The 17,291-nt window shown below is 67.7% G+C and carries 12 protein-coding genes and 1 tRNA gene; 9 read left to right on the top strand and 4 right to left on the bottom strand.

Annotated features, from left to right (window positions below; all coding sequences use genetic code 11):
- Nucleotides 1-40: 40 nt before the first annotated feature.
- The 7 genes from AC0IZJ_RS06190 to AC0IZJ_RS06160 all read left to right on the top strand — a co-directional run bounded on the left by AC0IZJ_RS06190 (nt 41) and on the right by AC0IZJ_RS06160 (nt 4,589).
- A tRNA-Lys gene (locus AC0IZJ_RS06190) sits at nt 41-116 on the top strand.
- Between the two features lie 605 nt (nt 117-721).
- On the top strand, nt 722-1,219 hold the full coding sequence (locus tag AC0IZJ_RS06185; RefSeq protein WP_471847734.1) for a hypothetical protein: 498 nt from the start codon (nt 722-724) through the stop codon (nt 1,217-1,219).
- A gap of 7 nt (nt 1,220-1,226) precedes the next feature.
- Nucleotides 1,227-1,799: a hypothetical protein gene (locus AC0IZJ_RS06180; protein ID WP_471847732.1), complete on the top strand. Its 573-nt coding sequence runs from the start codon at nt 1,227-1,229 to the stop codon at nt 1,797-1,799.
- 727 nt (nt 1,800-2,526) lie between these two features.
- A complete protein-coding gene (locus AC0IZJ_RS06175) occupies nt 2,527-2,886 on the top strand; it encodes a hypothetical protein (RefSeq protein WP_471847730.1) in 360 nt (119 codons plus the stop codon).
- A 454-nt stretch (nt 2,887-3,340) separates the two neighbouring features.
- On the top strand, nt 3,341-3,745 hold the full coding sequence (locus AC0IZJ_RS06170) for a hypothetical protein (RefSeq protein WP_471847728.1): 405 nt from the start codon (nt 3,341-3,343) through the stop codon (nt 3,743-3,745).
- Between the two features lie 207 nt (nt 3,746-3,952).
- Nucleotides 3,953-4,480 carry an SOS response-associated peptidase family protein gene (locus AC0IZJ_RS06165; protein WP_471847726.1) on the top strand — a complete coding sequence of 176 codons (528 nt, stop codon included), beginning with the start codon at nt 3,953-3,955 and terminating at the stop codon, nt 4,478-4,480.
- Nucleotides 4,461-4,589, top strand: a complete 129-nt coding sequence (locus AC0IZJ_RS06160) for a hypothetical protein (protein WP_471847724.1) — start codon at nt 4,461-4,463, stop codon at nt 4,587-4,589. The genes AC0IZJ_RS06165 and AC0IZJ_RS06160 overlap by 20 nt, the downstream gene beginning before the upstream one ends.
- Before the next feature lie 4 nt (nt 4,590-4,593).
- Here AC0IZJ_RS06160 and AC0IZJ_RS06155 read toward each other — a convergent pair whose 3' ends face one another.
- The gene (locus AC0IZJ_RS06155) at nt 4,594-5,184 is read right to left on the bottom strand and encodes a hypothetical protein (RefSeq protein WP_471847722.1); all 591 of its coding nucleotides are present in this window, start codon (nt 5,182-5,184) and stop codon (nt 4,594-4,596) included.
- Nucleotides 5,185-5,654: 470 nt separating this feature from the next.
- Between AC0IZJ_RS06155 and AC0IZJ_RS06150 the strand changes: the two genes are divergently transcribed.
- Nucleotides 5,655-5,927 carry a hypothetical protein gene (locus AC0IZJ_RS06150; RefSeq protein ID WP_471847720.1) on the top strand — a complete coding sequence of 91 codons (273 nt, stop codon included), beginning with the start codon at nt 5,655-5,657 and terminating at the stop codon, nt 5,925-5,927.
- Nucleotides 5,928-5,992: 65 nt separating this feature from the next.
- Here the strand turns inward: AC0IZJ_RS06150 and AC0IZJ_RS06145 are convergent, their stop codons facing one another.
- The gene (locus AC0IZJ_RS06145) at nt 5,993-6,811 is read right to left on the bottom strand and encodes a substrate-binding periplasmic protein (protein WP_471847718.1); all 819 of its coding nucleotides are present in this window, start codon (nt 6,809-6,811) and stop codon (nt 5,993-5,995) included.
- Between the two features lie 4 nt (nt 6,812-6,815).
- Nucleotides 6,816-8,327, bottom strand: coding sequence for a glycine betaine ABC transporter substrate-binding protein (locus tag AC0IZJ_RS06140; protein WP_471847716.1), 1,512 nt, complete (start codon nt 8,325-8,327; stop codon nt 6,816-6,818).
- A gap of 121 nt (nt 8,328-8,448) precedes the next feature.
- On the opposite strand from AC0IZJ_RS06140, the gene AC0IZJ_RS06135 reads away from it, so the two are divergent.
- Nucleotides 8,449-8,649: a hypothetical protein gene (locus tag AC0IZJ_RS06135; protein ID WP_471847714.1), complete on the top strand. Its 201-nt coding sequence runs from the start codon at nt 8,449-8,451 to the stop codon at nt 8,647-8,649.
- Nucleotides 8,650-8,720: 71 nt separating this feature from the next.
- Here the strand turns inward: AC0IZJ_RS06135 and AC0IZJ_RS06130 are convergent, their stop codons facing one another.
- Nucleotides 8,721-17,288 carry a GH36-type glycosyl hydrolase domain-containing protein gene (locus AC0IZJ_RS06130; RefSeq protein ID WP_471847712.1) on the bottom strand — a complete coding sequence of 2,856 codons (8,568 nt, stop codon included), beginning with the start codon at nt 17,286-17,288 and terminating at the stop codon, nt 8,721-8,723.
- Nucleotides 17,289-17,291: the final 3 nt, after the last annotated feature.

Genomic DNA, 17,291 nt, shown 5'->3' with positions numbered 1-17,291 from the left:
CTACAATCACTGGCTCAGCTCGGTCACCCGGGTTGACTCAGGGCTCTTAGCTCAGTTGGTAGAGCAGCGGACTCTTAATCCGTAGGTCGAGTGTTCGAGTCACTCAGGGCCCACCAAAATTTAAGTAATGAAAACAAGCACTTAGCGCCCAACTAGCCTAGGTGCTTTTTTCTTGCCTGCGAGCATGTAGGCGCTGTGTAGGCATTTCTTGGCAACGCCAGTCTATGCCGTTCAACCTTGCCGAGGGCAGCGTAAGTCGAACTGTGACGGCGACGAGAGGGGTGAGTCAGAAGTGCTAGCTACGGCATCTGGTTGAACAAGGTGACCGGCCGGTGACCGCTTAGGCTGGCTGCTGACGCTGAGTTTTGGCGGCCCCAGCGACCGCTGCCGCGGGCACCGGTCGTTAAAGCTGAGTGACTGCTGCGCCCCCATGATCTGCCCTTCAGCGGAAATCGAGTTTGGGGCGCCCGGAACCCAACGGGCACCGACGGTCAGGGGCTGCTGTCGTGAACTGCGAACTGGTGGTACCGACCCGATGCAGTCCATCGCCTGTTGGTCAGGTGCGGCAGCAAGGTGCCCATAGAAGCCGAAGTTCGAGATCGACGACGGAGGACGGCGCCGCAGCGGTCCCGGCTATCACCCGCCGTTGGTGAGCGACAGGTTCTGGGAACAGATATCCTCTTAGGACAACGGACAGGGAGCGATTCAGATGGGCTCAACAATGACACTGCCACAAGCCAGACTGGAGCTGGCGCTGTGGCAAGCCGATGCCGACATCTCCAGCAGCAGCGATCTCTACATCCGTCTGACGGAGATGGGGCTCCCCTCGGAGGTTGCCATCCGTCTGAAGGCGTTGCTAGAGATCGTCAAACGGATTGGCGACAAAATGATCAGCATCGGCAAGATCATCGCGCTCAAGCTGATCGAGTTCATTGAACAGCATCCCAATCTGGCGACCGGCATCGCGCTGGGCGCGGCGGTTTCGTCGCTTGTCGCATCCATCCCCTTCCTTGGCCCAATCCTGGCTCCCATCGCTTTGCCGCTGGGGATTGCGGTTGGTGCCATCGCCGGCCACCGCGTGGACATGGCCCAGGGCGGGAATATGAACAGCGACTTGGGGCTCATTGCTGTTGCCAGGGACGTGATTGAGATCGCCCGCGAGTTCTTTCAGTTGTTCATCGGCACCCTGACGGCTGTTTCCGCCGAGTTCATTCAGTAACTCTGCGATGGCTCAGCACAAAGAAGTTAGCAAGAAGCAGTTGCTGAAGGTCATCGATGCACTCGAAGCATCACCCTCAGATAGGGTACGGATTCTGGGCGACCTGGGCATCACCTCGGTTGGGATTGGCCTCGGTGCCGCCGCAGCGGGCACCGCGGCTGCCATTGCCGGAGCCACCTCCATTCCTGTGGTCACTACTGCCGCATCGTGGCTGGGCGTAACCGCCGTGGCCGCCACGCCGGTAGGCTGGGTGATCGGGGTGGCATTAGCTGGCGGTGCGTTGGCTTACGGAGTTTCTCGCCTGATCCGGGACGGGGGCCTCTCCGAGGGGCGGAAGCGCGAATTGCTTCAGGTATATAAAGAACGGCTGCAAGAAGTGAAGCACCGGGAGCAGGCTCATGAAATCGCTGCACCGGACCGAAACCGATTCATCACATCCTTGCGCGAGATGATCGAGAAGGATGCGATCACGCCGAAGAAAGCGTTTCAGTTGATCGACGCGGTAGAGCGGGGAGCCATGCCATTGTCGCAGGCGTACTCGCTGGTGGCCGGGCTGCTAGAGCACCCTCACGCACGGTGATGTGTGGTCAGGTGCCAATCAACCAGCTCAGGACCAATGACACTGCAGCGACCGCTTCTCTGCAATCCGTAGGCACATGCCGTCAACCGGTCTGTGTCGAAACGACTCATCACAGAGGGGGCAGCTTACGGGCATCGGACCGTCAACGCCGGCTTTCTGGCGATGAAACCGAAGGGTCGCCGGCAATCAGGCTGATCTGAGTCCTTCGCGTGCGAACTCCACTTTCGCCCGCCTGGGCAGTCGCATCACGACCCGAAGCGGAATTGGCCTAACCGCAGTGAACGGCCGAAAAGCTGACCTTCACGGTTTGAGCTAGGGAAAGTTTGCTAACCCGGGCTGCCCCCGAGTAGCGCACGGTGCAGCTGAGACGATGTCAGCCAAGCCTGCTTGCCAGAGAATGTGAAGAGTCGGAAATACTAAGCGCGACGATACTTTTGCAGTAACCTGCTTGGTCTTGATGCTACGTTAATGCAAATCTGAACAAGTCCCTCGTGGCGCGCAGCGCCACGATTTGAGCGCTCTGCGGCATTGAAAGTCCTAGCCATCGCCTTGCTATCGCTGCGATTTTCGCCTTACAGCGCATCCCAAATCAAGGCACCATGCTTTTGCGGGGACTTATTCGGCGTCGCCTTCAATAACTTGGGCGCAAGCGCGCCCGTTTTCTACATCAACGTGCGGATCAATCATTAGAGGGGATGTCATTGTGTTCAAGGTGAAACTGTATCGCATGATTCACTCGGTCTCGCCATCAAAGGAAGAACTGGAGCAGTTGACAAGTGAAATCCTTCCCTGGCAAAAGCGACGACAGGGTGCGTACAATTTAACAGGGAAGCCATGGTCCCATGCAATTTTTGAAACTGAGCTTCCGTTTGCGCCCTTTCCGGGTTTGCGGTTGGATGTTAATTGTGTGGGTACGCTATATCCGATAGTCAAGGTCGAGTGGCGTGCCTACAACGAGGAGTCGCCACACTTTTACTGCATTTATGAAGATGCATATCCGAATGAACGCCTAACTTACGAGGCTATTCGCGATCACCATAAGGAGAGCGGCTGGACGGTAGCGGAATTCGGAACTGTCAATGATTGATCAGTAGTTCGGGCGTTGAAATCACGTCTCATGCAAGAGAGCGGATGCTATTGAGTCGGCGCCTAAGTATTGAACTCGTCTTCTAGGCGCTCCCTGGGGCGGGGAGCCCCAAAGGTTACGCGCAGACTCAATAGGGGAACAGTGCCGCACGAACAAGTTCGACGGTTCTTGCAGGGCAGAGTGCCGGCGCCAGTGCTGGCTTGACCCACTTTCGGTCTGTTGACCTCCAGTGACCCACCGTCGTAGGACACATTTGCGGGCAGCGGCCACATCTAAGGCGCCCAGTGGAGTTATTTGATAGTTGGCACCATGGGTCAATGGCACACCGGCACAAACACCGCAGGGGTGCCATTGATGTCGGGACTGGCGGTGATGCCTAACCCACAGCGCAAGCGGTGTCGACGTTAATGAGTAGGAATCAATTCAAATCATGCCAATCACGACAATGACTGCGATGTGGAATTTCCTGCAGGTGTATACGCTCACACCTGCAGGACAACAGCGTGCAGTAAACCAGAACAACGAGTGGGGCGGTTACTCGAAGAAGCTGTCCATGCCTGTTTTCACCGGTTGGTTCGATATGGTCAACTACGACAAAGAGAAGAAGACGACGACCGCATTAGTTTGCGATACGGCATGGACGGGCAGACCAGTTGGATTACCAAATCAGGAGCGCTGGCTTCAACACGCTGAAGCTGAAGGGGGAGGATTAGCAGCCTTCTTTATCATCCACGCCGAAGACCCAAATTCCGAAAAGCGAAGTGTTAAATACATAGACGACGACAAAGTCTTCGTTGGGCCCATTGTTCGCGACGGGGGTAAGACCTACATTGTTGGTCAGCCGCGCCTCCTGAAGTGAAATTTCCCTGTCACTGCCATACAGTGCGGCCTGACCATTCGCTTGAGCCGACTCAGAGCTTGAACCGGTTTTGTTGACGCTCCGAGATATTTTCGCGATTCTCGGAAGCCGGGCTACCAGATGACAGCAGCCAGCCTATAGCGGAGAACCAATGACGCGTTGCGATCGGTTCATCCTGGCGTCGCTCTCGCTCGACAAGCTGGTCTCATGGCGAGCTATCGTCGCGCGAGCATGTGCAACCTCTACCACGTCACCCCCTATAGCGATTTCGCCACCTTTATGGCACGGCAGGCGGCGCGTTGGGTCATCCTGGACTACGAGATGCGCACGGTGGCTCCGAACCAGTACGGCGTCTTCTTCCGCGCCGGCGGAGAAGGCGTTATCGGTCAGGTCGGCCAGTGGGGCTTGATTCGACCGGGTCAGCCTGCGCGCATCGACTACCTGGCCAGTAAGATTCCTGGCAAACGGGACCGGCCACGCAGCACAAACAACGCGCGCATCGAAGGCATCGAGAAGAAGATGACCTTCAAGGCAGTTTGGGCCAATGGCCGGCGATGCCTTGTGCCGGCGGCTTGGTACCCAGGAGCGCAATTGGGAGACCGGCAAGAACATCTGGTGGCAGCTCAAGCGCGCCGACGGCGAGCCCTGGATGCTGGCTGGCCTTTGGTTCGAATGGACGGACCTGAAGACCGGCGAGTTGGTACCCAACTTCACCATGCCCACCACCAACTGTGACAGCCATCCGCTGCTCAAGCGGCTGCACAAGCCTGACCCCGAACTGGCGCCCGACGCGCAGGACAAGCGCTCGCTGGCGCATATCGAGCCTTCGAACTGGAATCGCTAGCTAGCTAGCCCTTCTTGTGGCGCGGTGAGTTTCTCGAATTTCGGCCGAACGGCACGCTGTTGATGGCCGCTCGTGTTTGCTTGAAGTAGCTTTCGACAGAGCTCTCGCTCATGTTGCGTTCGAGGTGCCGCTGCTGGATGTCGGCGATAGCACTCTCTATTGGAGCGGTCACCTTCTCCTGTCGATACTTCTCAGCGAGATCCCAACATAGCAGGCCAATCAGCGGGCCTATCAAGCCATCTTTTCGGTTGATCTTGTGCTTTTCAATCAGGCCTTGAAATTCGTCTTCCAGGAAAGCGTTGATTAGGCCATCAGAAACGCGACTACCAGCTGGCGACCATTGGTCCGGCCGACGCATGGCGTACTGGTAGAGCAGCTCCCGCACCTGTCGGTAGACCTCCTCGATGGAAATCTCCATCGCCATGTCAAAGACCATCCCGAATCGCTCGATCGTTCGATCTCCCTCCGTTCGAGTGGCAGCTACTGCCACGCGATCGTCCACTGGAATGTGCCCAACACGCCGGTCGACTTCGAGCAGCGGGACGGCCGCATCCATCGCTATCGCAACCATGCGGTCAGGCGGAACGTCGCTCATGACTGGGGTCGGGTTGCGTTTGCAGTCAATCACTTGGGAGGAGTCGCCCAATGGAAGCGCATCTTCGAGACCTCATCTCAGAGCATGATCGCAACCGGAATCGACAAGGAGGGGATGAAACCTTCTTGGGTCTATCAGCGCAATGACGGCCCTGTAGATGAACATCGGGTCCCCGCTTGGATGGCATCGCAGCAAGGGCGGTCAGCCGAGATTGAGCGGCATGTGCCGACGATGGCACACAGCAAAGACTGCTCCCGCTACGCGGAGATGACCCAGGCAGTGGGCTGCTACCGCTTGGTGTTCGCGCAACCGCGGCAAGAGGACTTGCTTGCGCACCTAATGAAGGTGCGATCTGAACGTGGCGCTCCGCTCCTTGACGCTGATCTGGCAATCAACCTCCGGCCTCCGCTGGCCGGCGCTGGATTGCTTTGACCACGCATTTGGGAACGCGATGTAACCAAAGGGGGCCGATGGCAACAGATACGCTCAACCGGGCGGGCGACGGCCTGCGCCGCCTAGCTAGTTTCGTGCTGGACAGGCACCTTCTGTACGTTGGTGCGCACACCTGGTCGAACCGCACCGCCGAACAGCCGTTGACGGTGCTGTGGGCCGCGCGCACCTTTCATCCGCAGCGCTTCCGCCAATGGGACCTGACTGCGGAGGCGCGCCGTTTCTATGCCGACTTCTTCGGCACGCCCCTCACCGACGCGCAGATCGCGGAAATCCTGAGCGGCGAACTCTAGGCTCGCACCTCCGGCAGAAAAGAGAAGGCCTGACACCGCAGCCAGGTGAACTGAAGGTCAGTGTGTCAGGGCTGCGGCAGCGGCCGGGCGCTGCCGTTCAGGCTGCCCGGCGGGTAGCTGTCGTTGAAGAGCTGCCACACGCGGCCCGACCTGGCCGTCTGCCTGAGGGCTGTGCGCAGCAGGAGCCGGTCGGCTTCATTCAGGCTGTGCCTGGACAGGTAGACGCCGCTCGCCCCCCAGTCCAGTTCCACCAGCGGCTCAACGTGGACCTGCCTGGCGAGCGGAGCGAGGTCTGCCTCCTGCGTCAGCGTGACGATGAGGATGCTGGCCGTCATGACCGTGCCCTGGGCGAGGCCCTGGCGCAGCGCACGGGCGACGCCCGCAGCGTCGGGCTCCTCGACAAGCCGGTGCTGGGCACGCAGCGTGGCGATGGCCTGGTCGTAGGCCGGGCCGTAGGTGAAGCTGCGCACGACCGCCAGCTTGTAGCCGCGCCGGGCGAGCAACTCGGCCAGCGAGCGCGGCGTCTGCCCCTCCCGCTGCAGCGTCACCAGGCTGGCGCGCACCTGCAGCAGGGGGACGAACTCGCCATGGACATCGCGCGAGGCGGCGTGGGCGGCGGGCAGCAGCAGATCGGCCTGGCCGGACTCATACATCTGTTGCAGCCGGGCGCGCGGCACGCGGTGCATCCTGAACTCGCAACCGTGGGCAGCGCCCAGTTCGCGCAGCAGCGTCGGATACAGGCCGCCGACGCGTTCGCCATCGAAGCTGACGCTGACGCCGACCGGCGCCATCGGCACGTCGACCGGCCGGGAGCAGCCGGCCTGCGCCGTGGCAGCCGCCAGCAGGCCCCATGCCCAAACGCCCGATCGCGCCCTTGCATCCATGCCCTCAGCCCCGTCTTGTTTTATGCCGATTGTGAGCCCCTGCGGCCCGGCGTTCCAGCGCGTCGAACAGCAGCTGCACGGCGACGGCCAGCACCGCAGCGGGCAGGGCACCGGCCAGCATCAAGGCGCTGTCGTTGACGGCCAGGCCGGCAACGATGCGCTCGCCCAGGCCGCCGGCGCCGACAAATGCCGCCACCGTGGCCGTGCCCACGTTGGTGACTGCCGCCGTCTTCACGCCGGCCATCAGCGTGGGCAGGGCCAGCGGCAGCTCGATGCTGCGCAAAGCCTGGCTGCGCGTCAGGCCCAGGGCCAGCGCGGCATCAAGCAGGCCGGTGGACACGGCCTGCAGCCCCGCGTGGGTGTTGCGCACGATGGGCAGCAGCGCATAGACGAACAGGGCCAGCAGGGCCGGCACGAAGCCGATGCGGCCCACCAGCGCGATGAGGAAGGCGAGCAGGGCCAGCGAGGGCAGTGTCTGCAGCAGGCCGGTGACGGCCATGACAGGTGCCGCCAGGCGCGGCAGGCGATGCGCCGCAATGCCCAGCGGCACGGCCACCGCAATCGCCAGGGCCAGCGAGCCCAGCACGAGGGCCAGATGCTGGGCGAGCAGCTTGGCAAGATCGGGCGCCAGCAGCCGCGCAACGAAGCCCTGCGGCGCTGCGGTGCCGGTCGCGCCTTGCACAAAGCAACGTGCCACGTCCGCAAACGGCCGGCCTTCCAGCTCGGCGGCCGCGTTGAGCTGGATCATGCGTGCCTCGGTCAGCCGCCCGGCCAGGCCCAGCAGAGGCCGCTCGTCCACTGCCGCGCGCATCAGCAGCACGGCGTCGTAGCGCGGGAAGAAGCTGCGGTCGTCGCGCAGCACGCGCACTGGCTGGCGGGCCAGCTGGGCGTCGGTGGTGTAGACGTCGATGAGGTCGACCTGGCCGCCGGCCAGCGCCTGGTAGGCCAGGCCGTGGTCCAGCCCGCTGCCGGTCTGCAGCGCCAGCCCATAGGCGCGCTGCAGGGCCGGCCAGCCGTCGGCGCGGGCGATGAATTCATGGGACAGGCCAGGCTTGAGCGCCGGCGCCTTGGAGGCCAGCTCCGAGATCGTTGCAATGCCCAGCCGCGCTGCGTCGGCCTCGCGCATCGCCAGCGCATAGCTGTTGTTGAAGCCCAGCGGCACGGCGGCTTTGAGGCCCAGAGGCTTGAGCCCGGCGTTGATCTGCTTCAGCGGCGCCTGCGCATCGGCGGCGGCTTCGCGCTTGAGCAGTTCTCGAACGATGGTGCCGGTGTACTCGGGATAGACGTCGATCTGCCCCTGCTGCAAGGCCGCTGCCAGGATGGCGGTATTGCCCAGGCCCTGGCGGTGCTCGGCGGCGATGCCCTGGCTGGTGAGCGTCTCGCTAACGATTTCTCCGAGCAGATAGCTTTCGGTGAAGCGCTTGGAACCGACCTTGAGCGGTTGGGCATGCGAATTGCCCAAAAGGGTGATCGCGCAAGCCGCAAGGACGAGGCGGAGCAACAGGCGGCAAGTCATGGCGTCATGTTGCCTGAGTCGAAGTAGGTGCCGTCCTACCGTGGCTGCTGCCGGTCTCCGAATGCGAAATCGCAATTGCCCGCATAGAGTTGCGAGCTAACCCCCCAGGAAGGAGCACAAGATGTCCCGCGCCACCGATCATTTGCTGCGTCAGCATCTGGAAAGCCTTGGCGCACACCTGCGTCAATGCCGAATGTCTGACCGCAGCCAACGAGCCCTGTGCTCGCTTGAAGCCATCGATGCCGTCGTCGGCCAGCGCCTGTTCACGACGGTGCTGCTCGGCGGCCTGGTCATGGCGCTTTTCCTCGGAGTCACCGCCTAGCGCCAGGCGGCAAAGCTTGCCGAAGGAAAGGGCGGCCCCGCGGGGCCGCTTTTCTTTTTTACACCTGTGTTTCAAACCAGAGCGGGTTCGGCGCGCAGCACCGAAGCGTGTTCCGAGGCCGGCACCCACAGCTTGAGGTCGCCCGGCACCTCGGCCAGCACCAGCGCGGTGCCCGGCGCGAGAAGGGTATAGCCGGCCGGCACCCTGGCTGCCGCCTGTGCGGATGCCCGTTGCACCAGCACCTCCACCTGGCGGCCCTCCACGGCCAGCCGCACGCGCGCCTGGGACCAGTGCGGTGGCAGGCAGGGCTGCACGCGCAGCTCGCCGTGGCTCAGGCGCACCCCGCAGATCGACTCGACGGCTGCGCGCAGCAGCCAGCCCGCCGCCCCTGTGTACCAGCTCCAGCCGCCACGGCCGGCATGGGGCTGTGCGGTCTCGATGTCGCCGGCCACGGCAAACGGCTCCAGCCCATAGACGGCGCCATGCGCGCCGCGGTGGGCCGGGCTGATGGCCGTGAACGCGGCCCAGGCGCGCTCGGCCTGGCCGAGGCGGGCGCTGGCCATCAGCGCCCAGGTGGCGGCGTGGTTGTACTGGCCGCCGTTCTCGCGCACGCCGCCGGGGTAGGCCTGGATGTAGCCGGCCTCGGGCTGGTGGTCCTTCAAGGGCGGCCACAGCAGGCGCAGCAGGTGGGCGTCGCGGTCGTGCAGCTCGCGCCAGGCGCTGTCCAGGGCCTGCGCGGCGCGCTCGGGGCGAGCGGCGCCGGTCAGCACGGCCCAGGCCTGCACGATGAGGTCGATGCGGCACTCGCTGGCGGTGTGGGTGCCCAGCACCGAGCCGTCGTCGAACCAGCCGCGGCGGTACCACTCGCCGTCCCAGGCGTTGGCGTCCAGGGCGGCGCTGAGCTTGTCGCGCGCGCGCTTCCAGGTCTCGGCCCGCGCTGTTTCTCCGCGGGCGATGGCCATGGGGCGCAGCGCGTCGATGACGGCGCACAGGAAGAAGCCCATCCATACCGACTCGCCGCGCCCCTCGGCGCCGACGCGGTTCATGCCGTCGTTCCAGTCGCCGGTGCCAAACAGCGGCAAGCCATGGGCGCCCACCGGCAGGCTGACGTCGATGGAGCGCGCTGCGTGCTCGTAGAGGCTGGCCGTGTCCGCGCTGATGGCCGGTGTTTCGTAGAGGTCCTCTGCGCCCTCGGGTACGGCGCGGCCTTCGATGAAGGGCAGTTGCTCGTCGGCCAGCGCCGTGTCGCCGGTGCGCTCGGTGTACAGCGCCAGTGCCAGCGCCAACCACAGCCGGTCGTCGGCGAAATGGGTGCGTACGCCGGCACCGGCAGGCTCGTGCCACCAATGCTGCACGTCGCCCTGCGGGAACTGTCGGCGCGCATGGCGGCGGATCTGCTCGGCCAGACGCTCGGGCGCGTGCTGCACCAGCGACATCGCGTCCTGCAGCTGGTCGCGGAAGCCGAACGCGCCGCCGGCCTGGAAGAAGCCCGCGCGGCCCCAGATGCGGCAGGCCAGCACCTGCGTGGGCAGCCAGTGGTTGACGAGGGCGTCGAAGCCCGCATCCGGCGTGGCCACCTGCACGGGGGCGCTCAGGTTGCGCCAGACCTGGCGTTGCGCGGCCAGGCGCTGCAGCGGGTCCACCTTCCAGGCCTCGCGGGCCTGGTCGCGCGCCGCGTTCAGGCTGGGCGCGTGGCCCAGCAGCACGGTCGCGTGCCAGGCGTGGCCGGCTTCCAGGCGCAGCGGCACGGCGAGCAGCGCCGCGGCGTCGGTGTTGGGGCCGGCCTGGCCGTCCAGCGCATGCGGCATGACGAGGCGACCCTCGTCGTCGAACAGCAGGCGCCGGTCACCGCTGGCCTCGATGGCCGCGTTCCACAGCCGCGGCGGATTCAGGTCGGCGGTAAAGCCGGCCTCGTGCGGCCAGGGCCACAGCGCATGGTCCTCGGCCAGGCTGTCGACCTGGTCGGGCGTCACGTCGCCACCGCGCGTCGGCCGCAGCGCCAGCCAGGCGGTGTGGCCGCCGAAGCCGTTCAGGCCGTCGGCCTGCGTGGCCAGCACCAGCAGCGGCACCTCGCTGGCATTGCTGGGCGTCGGCGCCTCGATGCGCGTGACGACGCTGCGGCGCGCGCTGCTGTCCATGCCCAGCTGCCATTGCGCGCCGGCCAGCAGGCGCAGGCGGCGCGGTGCGCTGCCGGGCGCGGCGTGCAGTTCGATCTGGCATTGGCGCACGGCAGCGCTGGCGTCCACCGTCCAGCGCAGGCGCACGACGAGGTTGGGCAGCGTGAAGGCGAGGGCCGTGGCGCCGGGCAGGTGCGCCACGGGCTGGTGGGCGCTGGCGCGGCCCAGCAGCCAGGCGCAGCCGCTGTCCAGGCAGTGCAGGATCAGCCACTCGCCGGGCGTGTCCAGCAGCGCGTCGTTGGACCACGGCGTGATCTGGTGCAGGCGGCTGTTGCCGGCCCAGGCCATGCCGGCGCCGCGCTCCGACACCTGGCAGCCAAAGCTCTCGTTGGCGATGACGTTGACCCAGGGGCGCGGCGGCTGGCTGGCCGGCGCCAGCTCGAACACGCAGGCGCCGCTGGCGGCGTCGAAGTCGTGTGGCGGCTGGGCGGCGCCGGGCTCGGCGGGGCTCCACAACACATGGGTGGCGAGCGCCGCGCGGCGGGCCTTGGCGGCCTGTTCATGCGGCGCGGCGATGCGTTCCAGCTGCTGGGCCAGTGGGCGGCCGTCGGCAAACCAGCGCACGCGGGCGAGCAGGTTCAGCGCGAAGCGGGTGTCGTCCTGCACCGCGCCGTCGGACAGCACATGCAGCCGCGCGCGGCCGCGCTGCTGCTGCTCGGCCAGCGAGCGCAGCGCGCGCGACACCGGCGCCAGGTAGGAGGCCGGTTCGGCGTCCAGCACGACGATGTCCACCGGCAGCGGGCTGCCCTGGGCCTGCAGCAGCGCGCACAGCTCGCGCACCATCAGCACGCCGGTCGTGTCGGCCACGCGGATGAGGATGATGGGCGCGTCGCCCGACACGCCGTGGCGCCACAGCGCGTCGCGCTGGAAGCTGCCTTCCAGCGCCGGCACGCCGTCGCGCGCGGCCTGCGAGGTCAGCAGCGTCTGCAGCGCCAGGCCGGCGCGCCAGGCGCCCGGGGCCAGGCCGGCGCCCTGGGTGCGCACGCCGGCCATGGTGTGGGCCAGCATCAACGTGCGCTCGCGCAGGGCGGTCTGGGCCAGCTTGTCGAGGGCGTGGTTGATCGTCTGCGCCTCGGGCGCGGCGGCCGTGGCGATGGTCAGCGTGATGCGGCCGCCGGGCGGCAGCGTCAGCGCCAGGTGCAGCAGCGAGATGGGGTCGTTGCCGGTGTCCAGCGCGCCGGCCTCGGTGCTCAGGCCGGGCAGGGCGCCGCCGCGCACGGCCTTCGCGTCGGCACGGGCAATGGCCCCGCCGGGCTGGCCGGCGCGGCCGCCACGGGCCAGCCAGTGGGCGCGGTCGGCGCCGGCCTGCAGGCGGTCCAGCCGCGCGCCGCCTTCCACCTCCACGCCGACCAGGGCATGCACCGCGTACAGCGGCGCCTCCTTGTGGCCGCGCGGCAGGCGCTGCCAGTGCAGGGCGCGCTGCTCGGGCGCCCAACGGGCCTGCAGAAAGAGCTTGCCGAAGGCCGGGTGGGCCAGGTCGGCGCGTGCCGGGGCCAGCACGGGCTCGAAGCTGGACACCAGCGCCAGGCGGCGCTCGCGGTCGGACAGGTTGCGCAGCGTGATGCGGCGCAGCTCGACATCGTCCTCCACCGCGACCCAGACCTCGGTGTGCGCATGCAGCTGCTCGCCCTCGGCCGTGAACTGCGCGCTGGCCGGGTGCAGGCGGGCGCTGTAGCGCCACTGCGGGCCGGGCGTGGGCCGCAGCGTGAGCGAGCGCCAGGGGTTGATCTCGGCACCGCCGCGCCAGTGGCCCTCGGCGGTGACGGGCCAGGGCGTGTCCAGGTCGCGCAGATGCAGGTGGTGGCCGAGCAGGTCCTGGGCGAGGTCGTCGTGCCAGCGGTTCACCAGCACCTGCGCGCCGGGCTCGCCGAACATCAGCGCGCCGCCACCGTGCTCGCGCAGCATGGCGGTCAGGCGGCCATGGCCCAGCCAGGCGGTGGCGGGCAGGGCGCGGCCACGCGTGTCGGGCACGACCAGGGAGATGTGGGCGCGGCGCGGCGCGGCGCGCGTGGGCGTGGCAGGCGGCTCCTTCAGCGGCGGCACCTCGTGCGGGGCTCGCTCGTGCAGCAGCCAGCGCACGGCGGACAGGCGCGGCTCCGCGTCGGCCCAGCGCTGCGGCGCACCGCCGCACAACACCTCGGTCAGCGCCACGAGGGCCATGCCCTGGTGGTGGCTCATGGACGTGCCGATGCGCTGCACGCGCGGGCCCACACGCGCCGGCGCGTCCTCGCTGTCGCTTGGCGTCTCGGGCTGGCGGCTGGCGGTGTAGTCCAGCGCCTCCATGAAGCCATGCTCGTGGCGTGCGCCCAGGGCTTGCAGATGACGCAGGTTGGCGACCGCCGCGCGCGGCATCACCATGGTCGCCATCAGGCTGGCATAGGGCGCAATGACGACCTCTTCCGGCGGCGTGTCGCGCAGCGCCAGGGCGGCGTTGCCCTGCGGGCCGTACTGGTAGGCCAGGCTTTCGTCGCGCTTGGCATAGGCGCTCTCGGAGACGCCCCAGGGCAGGCCCTTGGCCTTGGCTGCGCGGATCTGCTCCATGACGGTGGCGCGGGCGGCTTCCTCCAGCGCGCTGCCGGCGGGCTCGTCCAGCACCAGGGACGGCATCAGCATCTCGAACATCGAGCCCGACCAGCTCTTCAGCCCGGTCACGGCGCCGCGCGAGAAGAAGGGCCGGCCCAGCGCACCCCAGTGCGAGGCGGGCAGGTCGCCCTTGGCGATGCCGACAAGGCTGGTCAGGCGGGCCTCGGAGCACAGCAGGTCGTAGTGGTTCTGGTCGAGCCGTTCGCCGCCATGCTCGACCCCCGGGGGCGCGACGGCGCCGATGTGCAGCAGGCGGCGCTGCGTGTCGTAGAGCCAGGTGAAGTCATGCGCCAGCGCCATGGCGCGGGCGCGGTTGGCCACCTCGTCCAGCGCCAGAGCCACCTCGGGCGGCGGCGGGAAGCCGTCGCCACCGCGCGCAAAGCCCTCGCAGGCCGCAGCGACGACGAGCAAGTGGGCGCACAGGTTGCCGCTGTCGACGGCCGACACGTAATGCGGCTCCAGCACGGCCAGGCGCTGCGTGTCCATCCAGTTGTAGAGATGGCCGCGGTGCTTGGGTAGCTTGTCGAGGGTGTCCAGCGTGCGCTTGATGCGCTCCGCCAGGCCCACGTCGTGCAGCCAGCCAAATTCGCGCGCGCAGCAGGCAGATAGCAGATACAAGCCGATGTTCGTGGGCGAGGTGCGGTGGGCGATGGCAATGTCGGGGTCGAACTGCACGTTGTCGGGCGGCAGGTCGTTGTCGTCCTTGGTGACCCAGCGCTCGAACCAGCGCCAGGTGTCGCGCGCCACGCCGAGCAGGTAGTGGCGGCCGTCGTCGTCGATGGCCTCACGGCGCGGCCGGGCACGCGGCCGGCTGGCCAGCGCAATCCACAGCGGCGACAGCAGCCAGGCGGTCAGCAACGGCAGCGCGATGTGCCAGGCGACGTCCAGGCCGATGAAGTTGGCGTTGACCAGCAGCGTGATGAGCACGCCGGTGGCCAGCGTGAGCTTGCGGTGCTGGCGCCACAGCGGCAGCCAGTCGGTGCGGGCGGCGGCTTCCGCCGCGTCGGCCGTCGTCCACTCCAGCAGGCCGCGGTGCGTGACCTTCTGGCGCCAGACGGCGCGGGCGATGGCGTCCAGCTGCAGCCACGTCGTGGCCGGCAGCATGGCCAGGTGCCACGCCGTGCCCGCCGCCGTGCGGCTCAGCTCGATCGCGGCCTGGCGGTAGAAGCGCGGCAGCGAGATGCGGTCACGCGCCGGCGCGCAGGCGGCCAGCGCGCCCATCAGCGGCCCGACGCCGAACGCCGCTGCCACGGCGGCAAGCGCCCAGCCCGGCGACAGGCCCAGGCCCAGCCAAGACGTGATCAGCAGCAGCAGCGAAGCGGGCGCGACGAGGCTGCGGCGCAGGTTGTCCAGCATCTTCCAGACGTGGATGGCGCGCAGGCCCCAGCGGCGCGGGTGGTAGATGAAAGGCAGCAGCTGCCAGTCGCCACGCGTCCAGCGGTGGATGCGCGCGGCGGCCACGTCGGCATGCATGGGCGCGGCCTCCACCAGCACCACGTCGCTGACGCCGGCGCAGCGCATCAGCGAGCCTTCCAGCAGGTCGTGGCTCAAGACCTGGCCTTCCGGCAGGCGGTGGGCCAGCACCTGGGCGGCGGCCTGCACGTCGATCAGCCCCTTGCCGGTGGCGCTGCCTTCGTCGAACAGGTCCTGGTAGACCTCGGAGGCGGCGTTGCTGTACGGGTCCAGCCCGGGCTGGCCAGCGAACAGGCTATGGAACCAGGTGCCGTGCACGGTGGAGCTGCCGGCGGCCGTGGCCAGCGGCGTGGCGATGCGCGGCTGCAGCATGCCGTGGCCATGCACGACGGTGACGGCGCCGCGCGGGGAGGTCTGCACACGCGGGCGGTTCAGCGGGTGGGCGGCGATGGCGACCAGCTCACGCAGGGTGCCCGGGGGCAGGGCGGTGTCGCTGTCCAGCGTGACGAGATGGCGGATGCCGGGCGCGGGTGTGGACAGGGCGCCGAGGTCGACGAAGCGGTCGGGCAGCGTTTCTGGATCGTTGCCAGCCAGCAGCACGACCAAGGCTTCGGTCTTGCCGCGCTTGCGCTCCCAACCGATCCACTTCTGCTCGGTCTCGCTCCAGCGGCGCTCGCGGTGCAGCAGCAGGAAGCGCGGCAGGCCGCCGCAGCTCGGCCCGTAGCGCTGGTTCAGGGCGTCGACGCCAGCGCGCGCCCGGGCCAGCAGCTCGCTGTCCTGCGGCAGGTGCTCGGCCTTGGCGTCGCCAAAGTCGCTGAGCAGCGCGAACTGGGCTTCGCCCTCGAGGTTGGCGAGATGGTGGCGCTCCAGCTGTGCCAGGAGCGTCGCGATGCCCTTGGCGCGCGTCAGCATGCAGGGGATGACGACGAGGGTGCGCGCCTCGGCCGGGATGCCGCCTGGCCAGGACAGGCGCGGCAGCCGCAGTGGCCGGGAGCTTTCACTGATCAGGCGGTTGGCCAACGCCACGATGGCCTCGCTGGCAGGCAGCGCCGCCAGCAGCGCGGCGGCCACCGTCATCGGCCAGCCGGCGTCGCGCGGCAGGCCCAGCGCGAGCAGCAAGGTCATCGCCGCAGCGCTCAGCAGCGCCAGGCTGGTCAGGTAGACCGCGGTGCGGTGGCGCAGCAATGCCGCGCTCGCACGCTCGGCCCAGAAATCGCGGATGCGCAGCGCTTCCAGCAACTGCGGCCGGCCGCGGCCGGTCAGCCAGTGCAGCGGCGCGCGCTCGGCGGCGTCGGCGGCCCAGGCCGGGTCGTTGCACAGCCCGCGCAGCACTTCGGCCACATCGGCCTCGGGCAGGTTGTGCCGGGCCGCCAGCGCCTCGATGGCATGCACGGCGCGGTCCTGGCTGCTGTCCTGCTCCTGGCGGTAGACGTCGACCCGATTCAGCGCCTTCAGCGCCGGATGCACGGTCTCGAACAGGCTGGCCCAATCGGCCGCGCCCAGCCGGCGCAGGCTGCCGATGGCGTTGCGGATGCTCTGGTGGTCGGCCGCGCTCTCGGTCTGCTCGGCGGCCTGTGCAGCGGCGGCATCAGGCAGCAGGCCGGTGATCCAGTCGCGTGCCGCCACCCAGGACGAATCGGGGCTGTCGCGCTCATCGTCCTCGATGGGCTGGCCGAGGGCGCGGTCCACCAGGCGATCATGCAGACGCAGGGCCAGCGCCTGCACGGCGGGGTCGCGTGGCCAGCGAGCCTCCCAATCGGCGAGCTGCCGGCGCACGGCATCGGCGCCGAGCTGCGGCAACGCCTCGAAAAGTGCCTGGGCCCCGCGCCGCCCGAGATGACGCCAGGCGGCGCGCTCCGCCAGGCGGCGCAGGTTCTCCACCAGCACGACGCGCAGCGTGGACGGCAGCGCCCACAGCTCGCGCAGCGTCAGCGCCTGGGCCTCGTGATGGCCGTCCAGGAAATGCTGCATCAGCGTCATGTCCAGCGCGCTGTCGGCGTGCGCCACCCAGGCCCAGGCCACGCCGTAGACACGCGGCAAGCCTTGCAGCGGCTCGTCAGCCAGGCGCGGCAGGCGCTGGAAGTAGCTGCGCGGCAGGTCGTGCAGCACCTCGTCGAGCTGCTGCTGCACCAGGCGGGCGTTGTCCAGCAGCCAGGCGTGGGCGGGGTCGGTGTCGGCCTGCAGGCCATGCTCGGACAGCACCTCCAGCGCGGCGTCCCAGACCTGCAGATTGCTCTTCAGGCGCGGGAAGAACGGGCGCGGCTTGCGGCTGTCATCCTCGACGCGCTGGGCCGCGGCCAGGCTGCGGCCATGCTCGGCAAAACGCTCCGCGCCGAACTGCACGGCCCGCACCACCGGCGCCGCCGCTCCCGGGCCTGCGGCCACGCGGAGAAAGTCGGTCGCGGCACCCCCCGGTGTCAGGTCTTGCGGCGGGGGTGCGGGCGTGAGGGGGGACGGCTCGGTCATGCT

This window comes from Roseateles sp. AC306 (genome assembly GCF_979253795.1).
The sequence above is the reverse complement of the archived record's forward strand: the minus strand, read 5'-3'. Positions and strand labels throughout refer to the sequence as shown.

What these genes read in the sequence shown, in the direction of transcription:
- AC0IZJ_RS06185 (WP_471847734.1), top strand. Translation starts at nt 722, where the DNA reads ATGACACTGCCACAAGCCAGACTGGAGCTGGCGCTGTGGCAAGCCGAT.
- AC0IZJ_RS06180 (WP_471847732.1), top strand. Translation starts at nt 1,227, where the DNA reads ATGGCTCAGCACAAAGAAGTTAGCAAGAAGCAGTTGCTGAAGGTCATC.
- AC0IZJ_RS06175 (WP_471847730.1), top strand. Translation starts at nt 2,527, where the DNA reads ATGATTCACTCGGTCTCGCCATCAAAGGAAGAACTGGAGCAGTTGACA.
- AC0IZJ_RS06170 (WP_471847728.1), top strand. Translation starts at nt 3,341, where the DNA reads ATGTGGAATTTCCTGCAGGTGTATACGCTCACACCTGCAGGACAACAG.
- AC0IZJ_RS06165 (WP_471847726.1), top strand. Translation starts at nt 3,953, where the DNA reads ATGGCGAGCTATCGTCGCGCGAGCATGTGCAACCTCTACCACGTCACC.
- AC0IZJ_RS06160 (WP_471847724.1), top strand. Translation starts at nt 4,461, where the DNA reads ATGCCCACCACCAACTGTGACAGCCATCCGCTGCTCAAGCGGCTGCAC.
- AC0IZJ_RS06155 (WP_471847722.1), bottom strand. Translation starts at nt 5,184, where the DNA reads ATGAGCGACGTTCCGCCTGACCGCATGGTTGCGATAGCGATGGATGCG.
- AC0IZJ_RS06150 (WP_471847720.1), top strand. Translation starts at nt 5,655, where the DNA reads ATGGCAACAGATACGCTCAACCGGGCGGGCGACGGCCTGCGCCGCCTA.
- AC0IZJ_RS06145 (WP_471847718.1), bottom strand. Translation starts at nt 6,811, where the DNA reads ATGGATGCAAGGGCGCGATCGGGCGTTTGGGCATGGGGCCTGCTGGCG.
- AC0IZJ_RS06140 (WP_471847716.1), bottom strand. Translation starts at nt 8,327, where the DNA reads ATGACTTGCCGCCTGTTGCTCCGCCTCGTCCTTGCGGCTTGCGCGATC.
- AC0IZJ_RS06135 (WP_471847714.1), top strand. Translation starts at nt 8,449, where the DNA reads ATGTCCCGCGCCACCGATCATTTGCTGCGTCAGCATCTGGAAAGCCTT.
- AC0IZJ_RS06130 (WP_471847712.1), bottom strand. Translation starts at nt 17,288, where the DNA reads ATGACCGAGCCGTCCCCCCTCACGCCCGCACCCCCGCCGCAAGACCTG.